This is a genomic window from Stenotrophomonas maltophilia group sp. RNC7 (assembly GCF_030910085.1).
Lineage (GTDB): Bacteria > Pseudomonadota > Gammaproteobacteria > Xanthomonadales > Xanthomonadaceae > Stenotrophomonas > Stenotrophomonas sepilia.
On sequence record NZ_JAVFVN010000888.1, the window covers coordinates 48,994 to 65,343 of the forward strand.

Genomic DNA, 16,350 nt, shown 5'->3' on the forward strand with positions numbered 1-16,350 from the left:
CACGCGGCGCCGGTCAGAGTTGATCAAGCTGGTTGCGTGGTTGAAACGCCGGGTCGTCCTCAGCGTCCAGCATGGCATCCACCAAGGCGTCGAAGGGCGCGGCAGCGGTATCCAGGTCCGTGGAAGAAAGGAATCCGGATTGCCCCTGGCCGGCGAGGGCAATCGCGGCAACGGTCTCGCGCGCACCTTCCTCTGCCCAGAGATAGTCGTGGACCAGTGCCACCCCGTGGTCGCCCGCCTTCAGGAAATCGGCCGCGCCCCGTGCCACAGTCAGAAACGCGATGAGATCGTAGAGGCTTTCCGAATACGTCAGCGATCCCGCAACAAAGTGCGTACCAGTGCGGTCATAGGCGGCAACCTGGATGTTATCGGCCTGCGCGGATGCAAGGAAGGCCTTCAATGCGGCGCGATTGTCGGGGTAGCGGGCCAGCAGGGCCTGGCAGTCTGCGAGCAGTTCATCCAACGCCTCGTCGCTTGAAGACGCCAGGCATTCACCGTTGCGCAAGCGCCACGACCCGGCGATGCATTGCCAGTCGGACCATCGGGATGGCGAAGGCAGGGGCGCCGCCAGCCATCTGGAGAGATCTTCGTGGCGCAACTGCAGGCGCAACAGCGCTGAATAAGGCTCTGACAAGGCGATGATCCATCGGGTCTGCGTGTCCAGATGGCTTTTAGCAGACAACGCGCGACCCGCCAACACCCCAGTGCCAGCCTCATGGACTGCGCCAGACTATCGCGCAGCCGTTGACCCTCTGACCACGCACCTTCCCGTCATCACCAGTCTGCGTACCGGCAGCTCCGGCATGCGCAGGCGCTCCAGCAACAGCGACATCGCGGCCCGCCCCATCTCTTCAACCGGCTGCTCGACCACGGTAATACCCGGTTCGACCAGCTCGGTCCATCGCTCGTTGTCGAAGCCTGCCAGCGCCAGCGCGTCTGGAATCGCCAAACCTGCGCTGCGTGCGGCCTTCAGCGCCCCCATCATCAGCAGGCTGTTGCTGGCGACCAGCGCATCGGGACGCGAAGGACTGGACAACCACTGCTCGACCGTTGCGATGGCGGCCTCGGCCGTGGGCTCTACCTCGCGGTAGTCCGGTTCCAGCCCGTGCCTGCGCATTGCTGCGATATAGCCGTCGCGGCGTTCGGCCGCCGTGGTACTGGTGCTGCCGAACAGGCCACCGATGCGGCGATAACCGCGCTCGGCCAGGTGTTCGACCAGGCCCGCCATCGCCGCTGCGTTGTCGAGGACCACGCTGTCGATCGAGCCACCGGGTGCGGCACGATCAACCAGGACCGTAGGGTAATCCAGCGTGAGCCGGTCCAGCCGCCCCACCGTGGTCCGGGTGGGCGCAAAAATCAGCCCACTGATGCGTTCCTCATGCATCAACTGCAGATACAGCGCCTCGCGCTCGGGGTCCTCATCGGTGTTGCAGAGGGTGACGCGAAGGCCTTCCCGGTACGCGACTTCCTCCACGGCGCGGATCAGCGCGGTAAAGAACGGGTTGCGGATATCGGCCACGATCAGGCCGATGATGCCGGTATGCCGGGCGCGCAGGCGTCTTGCCTGCAGGTTGGGGTGATATCCGGTCTGGCGGATCGCCGCCTCCACCCGGCCGCGCACGGCCTCGCTGACTGGGCCGCCGCCGAGCACCCGCGACACCGTGGACTTGGATACCCCCGCCACGCGTGCGACGTCATTGATGCTGATGCTCACTGGTAACGTTCCCGGAATCGAGCGCTTTTCTAGGCCGGACGGCCGTCCAGGACCATGTTAACGCCAAAGGACTATTGGATTTTTGTGCACTGCACATTGAAATGGCGAGTGGGAACGTTCCCAATACGTCCCAGCCACCCCTTCCGCGGAGCCCCCTTTGTCGCCCCAGACCTCCCCTTCCCCGGCCAGCCGGGAACTGATCCGCCTGGACGCGCGGGCGCAGGACAAAACCGATGCCATTGCCCAGGTCGCGCAGATGCTGGTCGCGGCCGGCTGCGTGGCGCCGGGGTACGAAGCCAGCATGGGGCGGCGCGAAACGCTGGCGAACACCTTCCTTGGACACGGCGTAGCAATCCCGCACGGGCTTGGCGAGGACCGCCATCTGGTGCTCCGCGATGGCATCGCCGTGCTGCAGTTGCCGCAAGGCGTGGAATGGAACCCGGGACAGATCACCCGTCTGGTGGTCGGCATCGCTGCCCAGTCGGATACCCACATCACGGTGCTGCGCCGCTTGACCCGGCTGATCCAGGACGAGTCCACGCTGCAGCGGCTGTTCACCACCACCGAGGCGGGCGAGATCGTGAACGCGCTGGCCGGCGATGTTGCGATTGCCGCCACCCACGCGCCAGCGGTGGATCTGGCCGAGCGCTTCGAATGGACCATCGCCTACCCCAACGGACTGCACGCCCGTCCTGCCACGCGCTGGGCCGAGACGGCGCGCGGCTTCGCGGCCCGCGCGCAGGTCCGCGCAGGCGATCAGGCGGCCGATGCCAAGAGTCTGGTAGCGCTGCTTCAGCTCGGGCTGCGTGAGGGCGATGCCGTGCGTGTTTCTGCCGAGGGCGCCGATGCCCCCGCGCTGTTGGCTGCGCTGCGCAAGGTCATGGATGGATTGGTCGCACAGGAAAGGGCTGATGCCGAGCGTGCAGCCCAGCGCAAGGCAGCAGCCCCTGTCGCCGGGTGGAAACCGCCCGAAGCGCAGGCGACGATCATTGGCATCGGCGCCAGTCCCGGATTGGCGATCGGCCCGGTGCATGTGCTGGCCAGCACGCAGGCGGAAGTCACCGACCGTCCTGCCCCGCTTGGCGAGGGCGGCGCACGCCTGCAGGATGCACTCGGCCGCACCCGCCAGCAGCTGGCCGCCCTGCAGGACGACACCCAGCGCCGCCTTGGCGCTTCGGATGCGGCGATCTTCAAGGCGCAGGCCGCGCTGCTCGACGACACCGACCTGATCACCCGCACCTGCCAGCTGATGGTCGAAGGCCATGGTGTGGCGTGGTCATGGCACCAGGCCATCGAGCAGATCGCCTCCGGGCTGGCGGCGCTGGGCAATCCGGTGCTGGCCGGGCGCGCGGCGGACCTGCGTGATGTCGGCCGACGCGTGCTGGCCCAGCTTGACCCTTCTGCTGAAGGTGGTGGCCTGGCGGATCTGCCGTCGCAACCGTGCATCCTGATCGCCACAGATCTCTCGCCTTCGGATACCGCCAATCTCGACACCGGTCGCGTGCTCGGCCTGGCCACCGCGCAGGGCGGGCCGACTTCGCACACCGCCATCCTCTCGCGCACGCTGGGCCTGCCGGCACTGGTGGCCGGCGGCGCCGGGCTGTTGGCGATCCAGCCAGGCCGCGAAGCGATCATGGACGGCAGCAGCGGACGGCTCTACCTGTCTCCCTCCGAAGCCGATCTCGCCTCGGCACGCGAATGGATCGCCGAACAGCAGCAGATCCGCGAGCGCGAAGCCGCGCAACGCGCGCAACCCGCCCAGACCCCCGACGGCCACCGCATCGACATCGGCGCCAACGTCAACCTGCCCGACCAGGTGCCACTGGCACTGGAACAGGGTGCGGAAGGCGTCGGCCTGATGCGCACCGAGTTCCTGTTCCTCGAACGTGGCAGTACGCCCAGCGAGGAGGAGCAGTACACCACCTATCTGGCGATGGCCAAGGCACTCAACGGCCGCCCGCTGATCGTGCGCGCGCTCGACATCGGCGGCGACAAGCAGGTGGCGCACCTGGAACTGCCACGCGAGGAGAACCCGTTCCTCGGCGTGCGCGGCGCGCGCCTGCTGCTGCGCCGCCCTGACCTGCTGGAGCCGCAACTGCGTGCGCTGTATCGCGCCGCCAAGGACGGTGCACGCCTGTCCATCATGTTCCCGATGATCACGTCGGTGACCGAGCTGGTCGCACTGCGCGCCATCTGTGAGCGCCTGCGTGCCGAGCTGGAGGCGCCGGTGGTGCCGATCGGCATCATGATCGAAGTGCCGGCTGCCGCCGCTCAGAGCGACGTACTGGCGCGCCATGCCGACTTCTTCTCGATCGGCACCAATGATCTGACCCAGTACGTGCTGGCGATCGACCGCCAGAACCCGGAACTCGCCGCCGAGGCCGACAGCCTGCATCCGGCGGTGCTGCGCGCGGTCCGTGCCACGGTTGAAGGCGCACGGCTGCATGGGCGCTGGGTCGGGGTCTGTGGCGGCCTGGCCGGCGATCCCTTCGGCGCCATGTTGCTGGCTGGCCTGGGCGTGGACGAACTGTCGATGACCCCGAACGACATCCCGGCGGTGAAGGCGCGCCTGCGTGGCACCGCGATGACCGAACTGCAAGCGCTGGCCAGCACCGCACTGGGGTGCGAAACCGCCGAGCAGGTGCGCGGCCTCGATGGAGCGCGCGCATGACTGCCCGCGCCGTCACCGTGACCCTGAACCCGGCCATCGACCAGACCGTGCGCGTGGCCCGCCTGCAGCCAGGCCGGGTGCATCGCGCCGGCAGCTCCCGCGACGACGCAGGCGGCAAGGGCATCAACGTGGCGGCCTGCCTGGCCGACTGGGGCGTGCCGATCACCGCGCTGGGTGTGCTGGGCGACGGCAACGACGGCGTGTTCCGCACGCTGTTCCGTGAGCGGGGCATCATTGACGGCTGCCTGCGCGTTCCGGGCCATACCCGCACCAACATCAAGCTGGTCGAAGAGGCCAACGGCGAAACGACGGACATCAACCTGCCAGGCCTGGCCGTGGACGCTGCCGATCTGGACGCGGTGTCGCGCCAGCTCGGCGCCCTGCTCGCGCCCGGCCTGCCGGTCGTGCTGTCCGGCAGCCTGCCGCACGGACTACCGGCCGATGCATGGGCGCGGTTGCAGGCGCAGGCCGGAACGGCCGGTGCGCGCGTGCTGCTGGACACCAGCGGCGATGCGCTCGTAGCTGCGCTGGACGGCGCGCAGGGCGCGCTGCCCTACGCCATCAAGCCCAACCGCCACGAACTGGAGGCCTGGACCGGCACGTCGCTGCCGGATCGCAGCGCACTGCGCGCTGCAGGCCAGGCCTTGGTCGAACGCGGTGTCGCACTCGTCGCCATCTCCATGGGGACCGACGGCGCGCTGTTCATTGATCGCGCCGGCGCACTGGTCGCGCGACCGCCGCGTCTGGCCCAGGGCAGCACGGTGGGCGCCGGTGATGCCATGGTCGCCGGCATCGCCGCCGCGCTGTTGGAGCGCTCCCTCGACCTGGCCGCCTGTGCACGACTGGCCACGGCATTCTCGATGAGCCGGCTGGATAGCGGAGACGCGCGGCGGCTCGATCCGGCGCAGGTGCGCGCCGGGGCCGGCGATGTACTGATCGAGCGGTTGGATTGAAACACCTGCCGGAGGAGCAGCGGTTGGCTTCGGGCCACCCGCGATGCCTCCGGCAAGGACGAACCCGAAGCATTCCAGGAGTTTCCATGCACGCTTCCACCGTAGTCATCGCCGCTGGCGAACGCAGCATCGAGGCGGTACTTGCCGCCGAGGCCCTGCGTCGCGCGGCCCGCCAGCGCGGGCTTGAGCTGATGATCGAAATCCGCAGCGACCAGGGCGTGACCGGCGCGCTGCCCGCCTCGGACGCCGCCTCCGCGACCCAACTGCTGCTGGTGGGCGATGGCGAGGCAGACATCGCACGCTTCGGCAATGCCCGGATCGTGCATGCCAGCCTGGGCGAGGTATTGGACGATCCGGTCGCCGCGCTTGCACCGCTCGCAGCCGCGCCGGCCAGTGTCCCCGCCACCGGGGCTGGCAAGCGCATCGTTGCCGTCACCTCCTGCCCCACCGGCATCGCTCACACCTTCATGGCGGCAGAAGGCCTGCAACAGGCTGCCAAAGCGCTGGGCCATGCGATCCGGGTGGAAACACAGGGCTCGGTCGGCGCGCAGGATGCGTTGAGCGATGAAGAAATCGCCGCCGCCGATGTGGTGCTGATCGCCGCCGACCGCGAAGTCGATCTGGCGCGCTTCGCCGGCAAGCGCCTGTTCAAGAGCGGTACCAAGCCGGCGATCAATGACGGCCAGAACCTGATCCGCAAGGCGCTGGCCGAGGCCGGCGTGCAGGCAGGTACGGCGACTTCAGGCCGCACGACCGAAAAGCCCAGGGCCACCGGTCCTTACAAGCACCTGATGACCGGGGTGTCGTTCATGCTGCCGTTCGTGACAGCCGGCGGCCTGTTGATCGCCCTGGCGTTCGCACTCGGCGGCATCTATGCCTTCGACGACGCACACAAGGGGACGCTGGCCTGGTCGCTGTTCCAGATCGGCGCCAAGTCCGGTTTCATGCTGATGGTGCCGGCGCTGGCCGGCTACATCGCCTACTCCATCGCCGACCGCCCCGGCGTCGCGCCCGGCATGATCGGCGGGCTGGTTGCGGTCAACATGGACGCAGGTTTCATCGGCGGCATCCTCGCGGGCTTCATCGCCGGCTATGGCGTGCACTGGATCAACCGTGCGCTGCGCCTGCCGCGCAGCCTGGAAGGCCTCAAGCCGGTGCTGATCCTGCCGGTGCTGGGCACGCTGCTGGTCGGCCTGCTGATGATGTACGTGATCGGCACGCCGGTGGCCGCACTGCTGGCCTGGCTGACCGACTGGCTGCGCGGCATGGAAGGCAGCAGCGCGATCCTGCTCGGTTTGCTGCTGGGCGGCATGATGGCCGTTGACATGGGTGGACCGGTCAACAAGGCGTCCTACGCCTTCTCCACCGCGTTGATCTCCAGCCAGGTGTACACGCCGATGGCGGCGACCATGATCGGCGGCATGACGCCACCGCTGGGCATCGCGCTGGCGACGTGGTTGTTCAGCAACCGCTTCACTGCCGAGGAGCGCGGCACCGCCGGTGCCGCCGGCGTGCTCGGCCTGAGCTTCGTGACCGAGGGGGCTATTCCCTACGCGGCACGCGATCCGCTGCGCACCATTCCTGCGCTGATCCTCGGCTCGGCGGTGGCCGGTGCGATCTCGATGGCCGCAGGCGTCGAGTTGAAGGTGCCGCACGGCGGTGTGTTCGTGCTGCCGATCCCGAACGCAGTCACCCATCTTGGTGTCTACCTGCTGGCGCTGTTGGCCGGCGTGGCGGTCACCGCGATTGCACTGCGCATCCTCAAGAAGCCGGTCACGGCCCCCACCCTGTAAAAGGAACCCCGCCCATGACCTGCCCTTCCTGCCGCCTGGTGCCGGTAGCGATCCTGCTGGCCCTGCCCTCACTGGCCGTAGCTGCCAACGCGAGTGATGTCCTCACTCCCAAACTGGCTTACACCGGCGAGGCGGCCGCCACGCTCGATGGTGGCAAGCGCAGCGGCACCGCCTACGCCGGCCAGCTGATGTTCGGCGCCGATGTTGACCTCGACGCTGCGTTCGGCTGGCGGGGGGCCACGATCAAGGCCTATGGCATCAATCGCCACGGCACCAACCTCGCCAACAGCAGCACCGGCAACAGCACCTCGGTGCAGGAAATCTACGGCGGCCAGGGGACCCGCCTGGCCAACCTGACCCTGGAACAGAAGCTGTTCAACGACCGGCTGGTGCTGGAGGCCGGTCGCAGCGTCGCCAACATCCACCACCTCGGGTCGGAGCTGTGCCAGTACTTCCAGGGCAACTCGGCGTGCGGCAACCCGACCTACGTTTTCCGCACCAGCAACTTCACCTGGTGGCCCGTATCAAGCTGGATGGCCGACGCCACGGCCTGGGTGACGCCCGATGTCTATGTCCGCATCGGTGCCTACCAGGTCGATCCCAGCCAGGCCGAGGACGGCCAGCATGGCTTGAAGTGGAATACGAACCAGGCCACCGGCTGGATCGTGCCCTACACGATCGGCTGGCGCAGCCCTGCTTCGGCACGACTGAAAGCCCGCTACGAACTCGGTGGCTGGCAGGACAACTCGACCTATCGCGATCCGCTGCGCGATGCCAACGGCATTCCCGCGCTGCTCAGTGGCCAGGAGTACACGGCACGCCATGGTCGCTCCGGTGCGTTCGCGCGCTTCGAGCAGCAGCTTACCGGCGATGGCAATGGCCGCGGCCTGACTCTTTTCGGCGCGGCGCTCAAGGGTACCTCCGGGCAGCTGATCGAGGATCACTTCCTGCAGGCCGGGCTTGTGCAGAATGGCACGTTCGCCGGCCGGCCGCAGGACAGCATCGGCTTCGTCGTCACCCGGCAGAAGTACAGCGACATCGCGCTGGAGAACCTCCGCCTGGCCCGCGCTGCCGCCGGCGGCAGCGGCACCCCGCACGGAAGCCAGGTGATGATGGAGCTGAGCTATGGCATCCAGCTCACCCCGCAGCTCAGGATTGCACCGAACCTGCACTACATCGTGCATCCGGACCCGTTCAACGAACCTGCGCGGCAGCGGGACCTGCCGAATGCACTGATCGCGGGCATGCGGGTTGACTGGAACCTGTAGCAGATGGCACGTGGTGGTGAGGCGCAGCCCGTGTCAGGCACCAGGGTCCACAACCGGTCCGGGCGGCGTACCGATACTCTGGCCGGGCTTCAGCTGCTGTCCGCCACCCACGCCAGTTCGAACGTCAACGCGAGGCGCTGGCCAGGCTCCAGCCGGTGCGGTGCCAGCGTGAAGCCGTCCGGCGGGCCACTCTGCGGTTCGACACAGGTGGCGTGCGGCGCAGCGTCGTAGACCACCCAGTGGTCGTGGTCCGACCTCAGCCGCAGGCGTTGGCCTTCGTGTACCAGCGTGATGTCACCGTCGGCAACGAAGCAGTCATCCCAGGGGCCGGTGGTGGGCTCCACGTGGGGCAGCGTGGCAATACCTTCCCTGTCCCGCGGATACATCGCGCGAGGATTGAACAGCAACCGGTCCGGCTTCCTGAACCAGGGGTGCCAGCCCAGCACCGCCGGCATCGCCTGCTCGCCGGCCTGGACCGAAAGGCGCATCTGCAGGGTGTGCCCCTGCAACCGCAGTTCCAGCATGGCAATGCCACCGAAGGGCCAGTAGCTGTCGCGCGGCAGCTGCAGCGAGACCTCGGCTGCGGCCGCATCCAGCCGGTCGATCTGCCAGGGTCGCGAGAAGCCCACCCCATGGATGGCATGCCCGTCGAAGTTGAGCGGCAGCCGATGCGGCATGCCGTCAAAACGGAACTGTCCACGGCGGATGCGCCCGGCCCACGGCACCATCGGGTAGCAGCCCCAGGCGATCGCCGCCGCCCCGGTCTCCTGCGCGTCCACCAGCCATTCCACGCCCCGGTAACGCAGGCGCGCGATGCGCCCGCCCGCCGCTGCGGCGAGCGCAACCTCCAGTTCGCCGCATCTCAGCCAGTGCAGCTGACCGGCCGGCAGCGGGGCCAGCGCATCATCCCTCGGCAACATGCGCTCAGGCCCCATAGGGATTGATCGTGCGGATGCTTCCGTCCGGCTCCATGTGCAGCGGCGTGCACTTGGCCGAGCGCAGGTGGGTAATGCCGCCGGACATCAGCGCATCGTGATAGAACAGGTACCACTGTCCCTGGAACTGGCAGATGGAGTGGTGGGTGGTCCAACCGACCACGGGGGTGAGGATCACGCCAGCATAGGTGAACGGCCCGTACGGGCTGTCACCCACGGCGTAGCACAGCTGGTGGGTGTTGCCAGTGGAGTACGACAGGTAGTAGCGACCCTGGTACCTGTGCAGCCACGGGCCTTCGAAGAAGCGGCGCGCATGGTCGTCCGCACGCAGCGGCTGGCCATGCTCATCCAGGATCTGCACTTCGCGGGTGGGTTCGGCCAGCTCGGTCATTCCGGCATCCAGGCGGCCCACGCGCGGGCCCAGGGCCGGCGCGCTGCCCGCGGGTTCCTCGTGCGCTTCGCTGTACTGGTTGTCACGATACTTCTGCAGCTGCCCGCCCCAGATGCCACCGAAGTACAGGTAGTGGCTGCCATCGTCGTCTTCGAACACGGCCGGGTCGATCGAGTACGCGCCCTTGATCGGCTCCGGCTGAGGCACGAACGGGCCCTCCGGTCGCGCACCGATCGCCACGCCGATCCGGAACCGGCCCCCGGCATCCTTGGCCGGAAAGTAGAGGTAGTAGCGGCCATCGCGGCAGGCAGCGTCGGGGGCCCACATCTGTTTCCGCGCCCAGGGCACGTCGCGCACGTGCAACGCCATGCCGCAATCGACGGCGGTGCCGTTGGGCGTATCCATCTTCAGCACATGGTAATCCTGCATGCCGAAATGGCCGCCTTCATCATCGAAGGGTTGGCCACCGTCGATGTCGTGCGACGGATAGATGTACAGGCGTCCCTCGAACACGTGCGCCGAAGGGTCGGCCGTGTAGATGTGGGTCACCAGCGGTTGCGAAATGGCGTGTGCGCTGAGCTGTGCAAGTCGGGCTTCGCTGGCCTGGCCGTCTTCACCGGCAGAGAGGTCGATCATGGTTGTCATCTTGGCGTTACGCAGAGGCGTCGGCGGAACGGCGACGCAGGTGGAGATCCTGCTCGATGCGTGTTTCCGCGCGCTTGTCGATCCGGTAGAAGAACAGCAGCGCCACGGCGAGCAGGAAAGGAAGGGAGCAGTAGACGCTTACGGTCAAGCGGATGCCCTGCACCACGGCCTCAGGCTGCTGCACCAGGCCTGCCTGGTAGCCGTAGTGGGCAAGGATCGCGGCGACCAGTGCGCCGCCCACGCTGAGGCCGATCTTCAGCCCGCACAGCATCGCCGAGAAGATGATCGCGGTCGCCCGCCGATGGTTCTTCCACTCCGAGTAGTCCGCGACGTCGGCGATCATCGCCCACAGCAACGGGATGGTGATGCCATAGCAGAAGCCATGCAGCATGAAGGCAGCGAAGGCCACCGCCACGCCCGTGGGTGGAAACAGGTAGAAGGCCAGCAGGAACAGGGTCGAGACAAACAGGGCGCCACCGAAGACGTCGCGCTTGCCGAAGCGATCCGCCAGCCGCCGTGATGCACCAATACCCAGGATCATGCAGAGGATGCCGCACGCGTTGAACAGGCTGAACGCCGAGGTGGCCGCGTCCTTCGGCCAGGTGAACGCCGCGAAGCCGGCGCTGGCGAGGGCGCCATTCAATGCACGGATCAGGCCGTTGAAGCCTGAGTTTTCCAGGAAGCCGGCCAGCGCCGCTTCGCTCATGTAGTACTGGAAGTAATAGATGTAGGTGCCGCCTTTCAACGCCAGGTTGATGAACACCAGCACGGTCAGCGCCAGCATCACCTGCCACGGGCGGTTGTGCAGCAGGTCGGACAGGTCCTGCACTATGCCGCCGGTCTGCTCGCGCGTCGGCACGATGCGCTCGCGGGTGGTGGCGAAGGTGATCAGGAAGAACACCGTGCCGATCACTGCGAAGGCGGTCATGACCTGCTGGAAGCCGCGCACCCGGTCGCCGTCACCCAGGATCAGCACCAGCGGCATCAGCAGCACCTGGATGATGAACTGCGCGATCATCACCGCCACGAAGCGGTAGGCCGACAGGCTGTTGCGCTGGGCCATGCTGCCGGTCAGCACGCCGCTCAACGCCGAGTACGGCAGGTTGTTCGCGGCGTAGACGCAGACCAGCAGCGCGTAGGTGGTCAGTGCATAGATCACCTTTCCGCGCTCGCCCAGGTCCGGGGTGCTGAACGCCAGCAGCGACAGTACGCCAAAGGGAATGGCCGTCCACAGGATCCACGGGCGGAAGCGGCCCCAGCGGGTGGACGTTCGGTCAGCCGCGATGCCGATCAAGGGCGTGAACACGAACGCACCCAGCAGGCCCACCACGAAGATGATCGTGGCCGCGGTGGCAGCCGGCAGGCGGTAGACGTCGGTGTAGAAGAACGCCAGGTAGGTGATCAGGGTCTGGAAGATCAGGTTGGCGGCGAGATCGCCCAGGCTGTAGCCGAGCTTCTCGCGTACCGATAGCGCGTGTTCAGTGCTTGCCATGCAGCGGACGTCCTTGAAAAGGAATCTGGTCGAAGAGGAACCGATGCCGGCGGGGGCGATCAGTCATGCGCGGGCACCACGTTAAACCTGCCCTGCGCACGTATATCGGCACTGGATGCCCCCACCCTGACCTCGTAGGCACCGGGCTGCACCGCGTACGCCGCACGCGCCTCGTCATAGTGGCGCAGGGCCTGCGCCGCCTGCAGGGTGAACGTCACCGTGCGGCGTTCGCCCGGGGCCAGCTGGACGCGCTGGAAGCCACGCAGTTCCTGCACGGCATCGCCGCTGCCGGCGTGTTCGCGCCGCACGTACAGCTGTACCACTTCGTCACCGCTGCGTGTGCCCGCATTGGTCACATCCACCGTCACGCCCAGGCGGCCATCGGCGCCGATGGTGTCCGCATCGAGGCGGAGCGCTCCATAATCGAAGCGCGTGTACGAGAGCCCGTGACCAAACGGGTACAGCGGCGTGCCGCGGAAGTAGCGGTAGGTGCGGCCCTCCATCGCGTAGTCGTCGAATGCCGGCATCACTTCGCCGGCCTTGTAGAAGGTGACCGGCAAGCGACCCGCCGGATTGATGTCGCCGAACAGCGCCTGGCCGACGGCGGTGCCGCCGCGCTGCCCGGAGTACCAGCTCATCAGGATCGCCGGCAGATGCGCCTGCGCCCAGTCCACGGCGATGGCCGAGCCGCCGGTGAGTACCATCACCACCGGCTTGCCGGTAGCGTGCAGGGCCTCCAGCAGGGTGCGCTGCGGCGCGGGCAACCGCAGGTCGGTGCGGTCGCCACCGGCAAAGCCCGGATAGTTGACCGTCATCTCTTCGCCTTCGACATCGCCGGTAAGGCCTCCGACAAACACCACCACGTCGGCATCGCGTGCGGCATCGAGCGCTTCATCGAACGGCGCCTTGGCACCGGGCATGCGCCAGCCCAGGCGCACGCCGGCATCGCGCTGGTCGTCGTAGTACTCCAGCTTCAGGTCATAGGCACGCCCCGCCTGCAGGTCGAGTTCGACACCCTCGGCATGCAGGCGATCCGTGTTCACCCAGTGATCGATCACACGCTTGCCGTCCAGGTACAGGCGGTAGCCATCATCGCCGGCCACCTCCAGCCGGTAACGACCGGACACGGGGGGCAGCAGCTGGCCACTCCAGCGGATGCTGAAGCGGTCGTTGGGAATCCCCTGCCCCGGTGCCGCTTCGCCGCGTGCCAGCAGGTTGTCGGTCGGCGAGCCGCGGTCCCAGCGGAAGCCGATCTGCGCGTCGGTACGTACCAGGGCCGGAGTGCCAGACAGGTCGGGCGTGCGGAAGTACTCGGCGCGCAGGCCGCGCTCGGGCGAGTCCGCCGAGGGCCGCAGGAAGGTCGGCTCGATCAACGGCGTGGCACCGGGATCGTCGCGCCCTTCCACCAGGTCCACGCCGCGGGCATAACGCACTTCAACGCCCTTGGCCGCCTCGCGTATGCCCTGCAGGATGGTGACCGGCGCGGCCGGTGTACCGAAGTAGTTGCCGAGCAGCGCCATGGTGTCGTCGGCGGTGGGTCCAACCACGGCAATGCGCCTGGTGTCGCGCGACAGCGGCAGGACGCCGTCGTTCTTCAGCAGCACCAGCGATGCCTGCGCGGCCTTCAGGGCCAGCGCATCATGGGCCGGCGCCTGGTTCACCGAGGCCGGAATGCGCGCCCAGCGCACCCGCTCCGGCGGATCGAACATGCCCAGGCGCATCCGTGCGGTGAACAGGCGGGTCACCGCATCGTCGATCTCCGCTTCGCTGATCAGCCCCTGGCGCACTGCCGCAGGCAGCGTGGCGTACTCCTGGCCGCATTCCAGCTCGGTGCCGTTCCTGACCGCCAGCGCCGCGGCGGCTTCGCGCGTGGCAACGATATGGTGGTGCTTCCAGATGTCGACGATGGCCCAGCAGTCCGAGACCACGTAGCCCTTGAAGCCCCAGTCGCGTCGCAGCACATCACGCAGCAGGAAACGGCTGGCGCTGGCGGACTCGCCGTACACGCGGTTGTAGGCGCCCATGACCGCATCCACTTCGCCTTCCTTCACCAGCGCTTCGAACGCCGGCAGGTAGGTGTCATACAGGTCGCGCCGGCTCGGGCGTGCATCGAAGTGATGGCGGTCGGCCTCCGGGCCGCTGTGCACGGCCAGGTGCTTGGCGGTGGCGTCCAGCTTGCGGTAGACGGGGTCGTCGCCCTGCAGCCCGCGTACGAAGGCCACGCCCATGCGCGCGGTGAGGTAGGGATCCTCGCCGTAGGTCTCCTGTCCGCGACCCCAGCGCGGGTCGCGGAAGATGTTGACGTTCGGCGACCAGAAGGTCAGGCCCTGGTAACGGCCATGCGCGCCTTCTCGGAGGAACTGGTGGTGCTTTGCGCGGGCCTCGTCGCTGATGGTCGTGGCCACCTGCCCCATCAACGGTACATCGAAGGTCGCGGCCAGGCCGATTGCCTGCGGAAACACCGTGGCCTGCCCCGCCCGTGCGACGCCATGCAACCCCTCATTCCACCAGTCGTAGGCGGGCACTCCCAGCCGTTCGATTGCCGGTGCAGCATTCTGCATCTGCGCGGCCTTCTCTTCCAGGGTCATCTGCGCGACGAGTGCGGCGGCCCGTTGCTCGAAGCTTGCCGAGGCATCCAGCCAGGGCCGTGGCGCGGCCGCGGACGCCGCGGCCGCCACGCAGGTGAGGACGAACAGGGTGGCCCGGCCACGCCACGTACGGCGGCGGGTCCTGGACGAAATCGACAGTCTCATTTGCTTCTCCCGGTGCGCTCGTCGCGCGCGAAGGGACCCAGCAGTGCGCCCACGAAGCCGCCTGCCCGGTCCGTACTCAGAACGGTGCCGTCCACGTCGCCCGCGAGCAGTTGCCAGCCCTGCCCGTCGCCGGTGTCGAACGAGAACGCGTAGGCGCCCTCGTTGCCGGCAATCTTCAGGCGCAGTGCTGCAGACGCCGGCACGTCACGGCTGGCCAGCGTGCGCGTGCTGCCACCCCCGTCACGCGCTTCGAGGAAGAGCGAGAGGCGCCCCCCGCCAAGGTCACGAACGCCGAGGAAGTACCAGTACGCCTCGCTCTGGAACGCCGCCAGACCGGCGGCGACACCGGGGGCTGGCGGGGTCATCGCGGTGCTCGCCTCGAAGCGCAGGTGCTGCTGGCGCCGGCCGAGAAATGCCGGATTGCGCAACGTGTCCAGATCCTCGGCAAGCGGGTGCACGGCCAGCATCCCGGGGCGCTTGTGCAGGTCAGCCCAGGCATGCCTGGGCACGCGCACGCGCAGCCACTGGCGATCGAGTGCCGGGCCATCAAAATTGTCGCGCGCCACGAAATTGCCGGTCGACGGGGCCTGCGATGCCTCGCCCTGCATCCATGACGGCGCCTTGGCCACGTAGGGAATGGCCTGGTCGGTCGGCAGGATCTGCGGCCAGCCATCCTGCCATCGCACCGGCAACAGGTAGGTCTCGCGCCCGGTGTTGTAGTGGCGCTTCTGATAGTTGCGGCTGGCCAGGAACACCGCCCACCACGAGCCATCCGGGCCTTCGACCAGGTCGGCGTGGCCGGCATTGGTGATCGGCAGCGGACGGTCGTCCGGCAGCTCGCGCTGGGTCAGGATCGGATTGCCCGCATAGGGAACGTAGGGTCCCCACACCGCGCGGCTGCGCAGCACCACCTGTGAATGCTGCGGCCCGGTACCTCCTTCAGCGTCGGACAGGTAATACCAGCCCTCCCGCTTGTAGATGTGCGGTCCCTCGATCCAGATCGGATTCTTCGCCGGCTCCACGCCTCCATCAACCAGCACCCGGCGTGGCCCGACCGGCTTGAATGCCGGCAGATCGATCTGCTGCATCCAGATGGCGCGGTGCCCGTCGTAGCGCGGCGGACCGGGCGGTGCATCGTTGTTGACCAGGTACACCTTGCCGTCGTCGTCGAAAAACAGTGATGGATCGATGCCATCGATGCCGGGCAGCCAGTGCGGATCGGACCACGGCCCGGCCGGGTCGCGCGCCGTGGCAATGAAGTTGCCGCCGCTGTCGGTGGCGGTGGTCACCACGTAGAAGACCCCGTCGTGGTACTCGATGGTGGGGGCGAAGATGCCGCGCGACACGCTCAGCCCGTCGAAATCCAGCTGCGTGGGGCGGTCAATCACGTTGCCGATCTGCTTCCAGTGCACCAGGTCAGCACTCTCGAACACCGGAATGCCCGGGAAGTAGGTGAAGCTGGAATTGACCAGATAGAACCGGCCGTTCGCGCGCACGATGCTGGGATCGGCATGGAAGCCGGCCAGGACCGGATTGCGGTAGTGCCCGGCCGGCAGCGGCACTTCAAACGCCTGGTCATTGCCGCGGTACTCGAACCAGTCGAAGTACACCGGCGGAGCGTCCGGCGGCGCGCTGGCCCGGGCGGCTGCGGCCGACAGCAGGAACACTGCCGCCAGCAGCTTGCGCGCCATGGATCTCAGGCCGGCCCTGTCGCGGGCCACAGGGGACTGCGTGG

11 protein-coding genes are annotated in these 16,350 nt (G+C 67.7%); 4 read left to right on the plus strand and 7 right to left on the minus strand.

The window, feature by feature from the left end; translation table 11 throughout:
* Positions 1-13: 13 nt before the first annotated feature.
* On the minus strand, positions 14-634 hold the full coding sequence (locus RCF13_RS22095; protein ID WP_231352110.1) for a hypothetical protein: 621 nt from the start codon (positions 632-634) through the stop codon (positions 14-16).
* A 96-nt stretch (positions 635-730) separates the two neighbouring features.
* Entirely contained in the window at positions 731-1,714 is a 984-nt protein-coding gene (locus RCF13_RS22100) for a LacI family DNA-binding transcriptional regulator (protein ID WP_134967935.1), read from the minus strand.
* 157 nt (positions 1,715-1,871) lie between these two features.
* On the opposite strand from RCF13_RS22100, the gene ptsP reads away from it, so the two are divergent.
* The 4 genes from ptsP to RCF13_RS22120 all read left to right on the plus strand — a co-directional run bounded on the left by ptsP (position 1,872) and on the right by RCF13_RS22120 (position 8,399).
* A complete protein-coding gene (gene ptsP / locus RCF13_RS22105) occupies positions 1,872-4,385 on the plus strand; it encodes a phosphoenolpyruvate--protein phosphotransferase (RefSeq protein WP_134967936.1) in 2,514 nt (837 codons plus the stop codon).
* Complete coding sequence (locus tag RCF13_RS22110) at positions 4,382-5,338, plus strand: 1-phosphofructokinase family hexose kinase (RefSeq protein WP_231352111.1); 957 nt, start codon at positions 4,382-4,384, stop codon at positions 5,336-5,338. Before ptsP ends, RCF13_RS22110 begins: the two co-directional genes overlap by 4 nt.
* An 86-nt stretch (positions 5,339-5,424) precedes the next feature.
* Complete coding sequence (locus tag RCF13_RS22115; RefSeq protein WP_134969008.1) at positions 5,425-7,131, plus strand: fructose-specific PTS transporter subunit EIIC; 1,707 nt, start codon at positions 5,425-5,427, stop codon at positions 7,129-7,131.
* A gap of 14 nt (positions 7,132-7,145) precedes the next feature.
* Positions 7,146-8,399, plus strand: a complete 1,254-nt coding sequence (locus RCF13_RS22120; RefSeq protein WP_061478277.1) for a carbohydrate porin — start codon at positions 7,146-7,148, stop codon at positions 8,397-8,399.
* A gap of 89 nt (positions 8,400-8,488) precedes the next feature.
* Here RCF13_RS22120 and RCF13_RS22125 read toward each other — a convergent pair whose 3' ends face one another.
* Genes RCF13_RS22125 through RCF13_RS22145 form a run of 5 tightly spaced genes read right to left on the minus strand, consistent with a single transcriptional unit; the run spans position 8,489 to position 16,306 of the window.
* Entirely contained in the window at positions 8,489-9,334 is an 846-nt protein-coding gene (locus RCF13_RS22125) for an aldose epimerase (RefSeq protein WP_061478278.1), read from the minus strand.
* Entirely contained in the window at positions 9,324-10,361 is a 1,038-nt protein-coding gene (locus RCF13_RS22130) for a glycoside hydrolase family 43 protein (RefSeq protein ID WP_134969007.1), read from the minus strand. Before RCF13_RS22130 ends, RCF13_RS22125 begins: the two co-directional genes overlap by 11 nt.
* 16 nt (positions 10,362-10,377) lie before the next feature.
* Positions 10,378-11,862, minus strand: coding sequence for an MFS transporter (locus tag RCF13_RS22135; RefSeq protein WP_134969006.1), 1,485 nt, complete (start codon positions 11,860-11,862; stop codon positions 10,378-10,380).
* Between the two features lie 59 nt (positions 11,863-11,921).
* Entirely contained in the window at positions 11,922-14,615 is a 2,694-nt protein-coding gene (locus tag RCF13_RS22140) for a glycoside hydrolase family 3 protein (protein ID WP_231352113.1), read from the minus strand.
* Positions 14,612-16,306, minus strand: a complete 1,695-nt coding sequence (locus RCF13_RS22145) for a glycoside hydrolase family 43 protein (protein ID WP_134969005.1) — start codon at positions 16,304-16,306, stop codon at positions 14,612-14,614. Before RCF13_RS22145 ends, RCF13_RS22140 begins: the two co-directional genes overlap by 4 nt.
* Positions 16,307-16,350 lie beyond the last annotated feature (44 nt).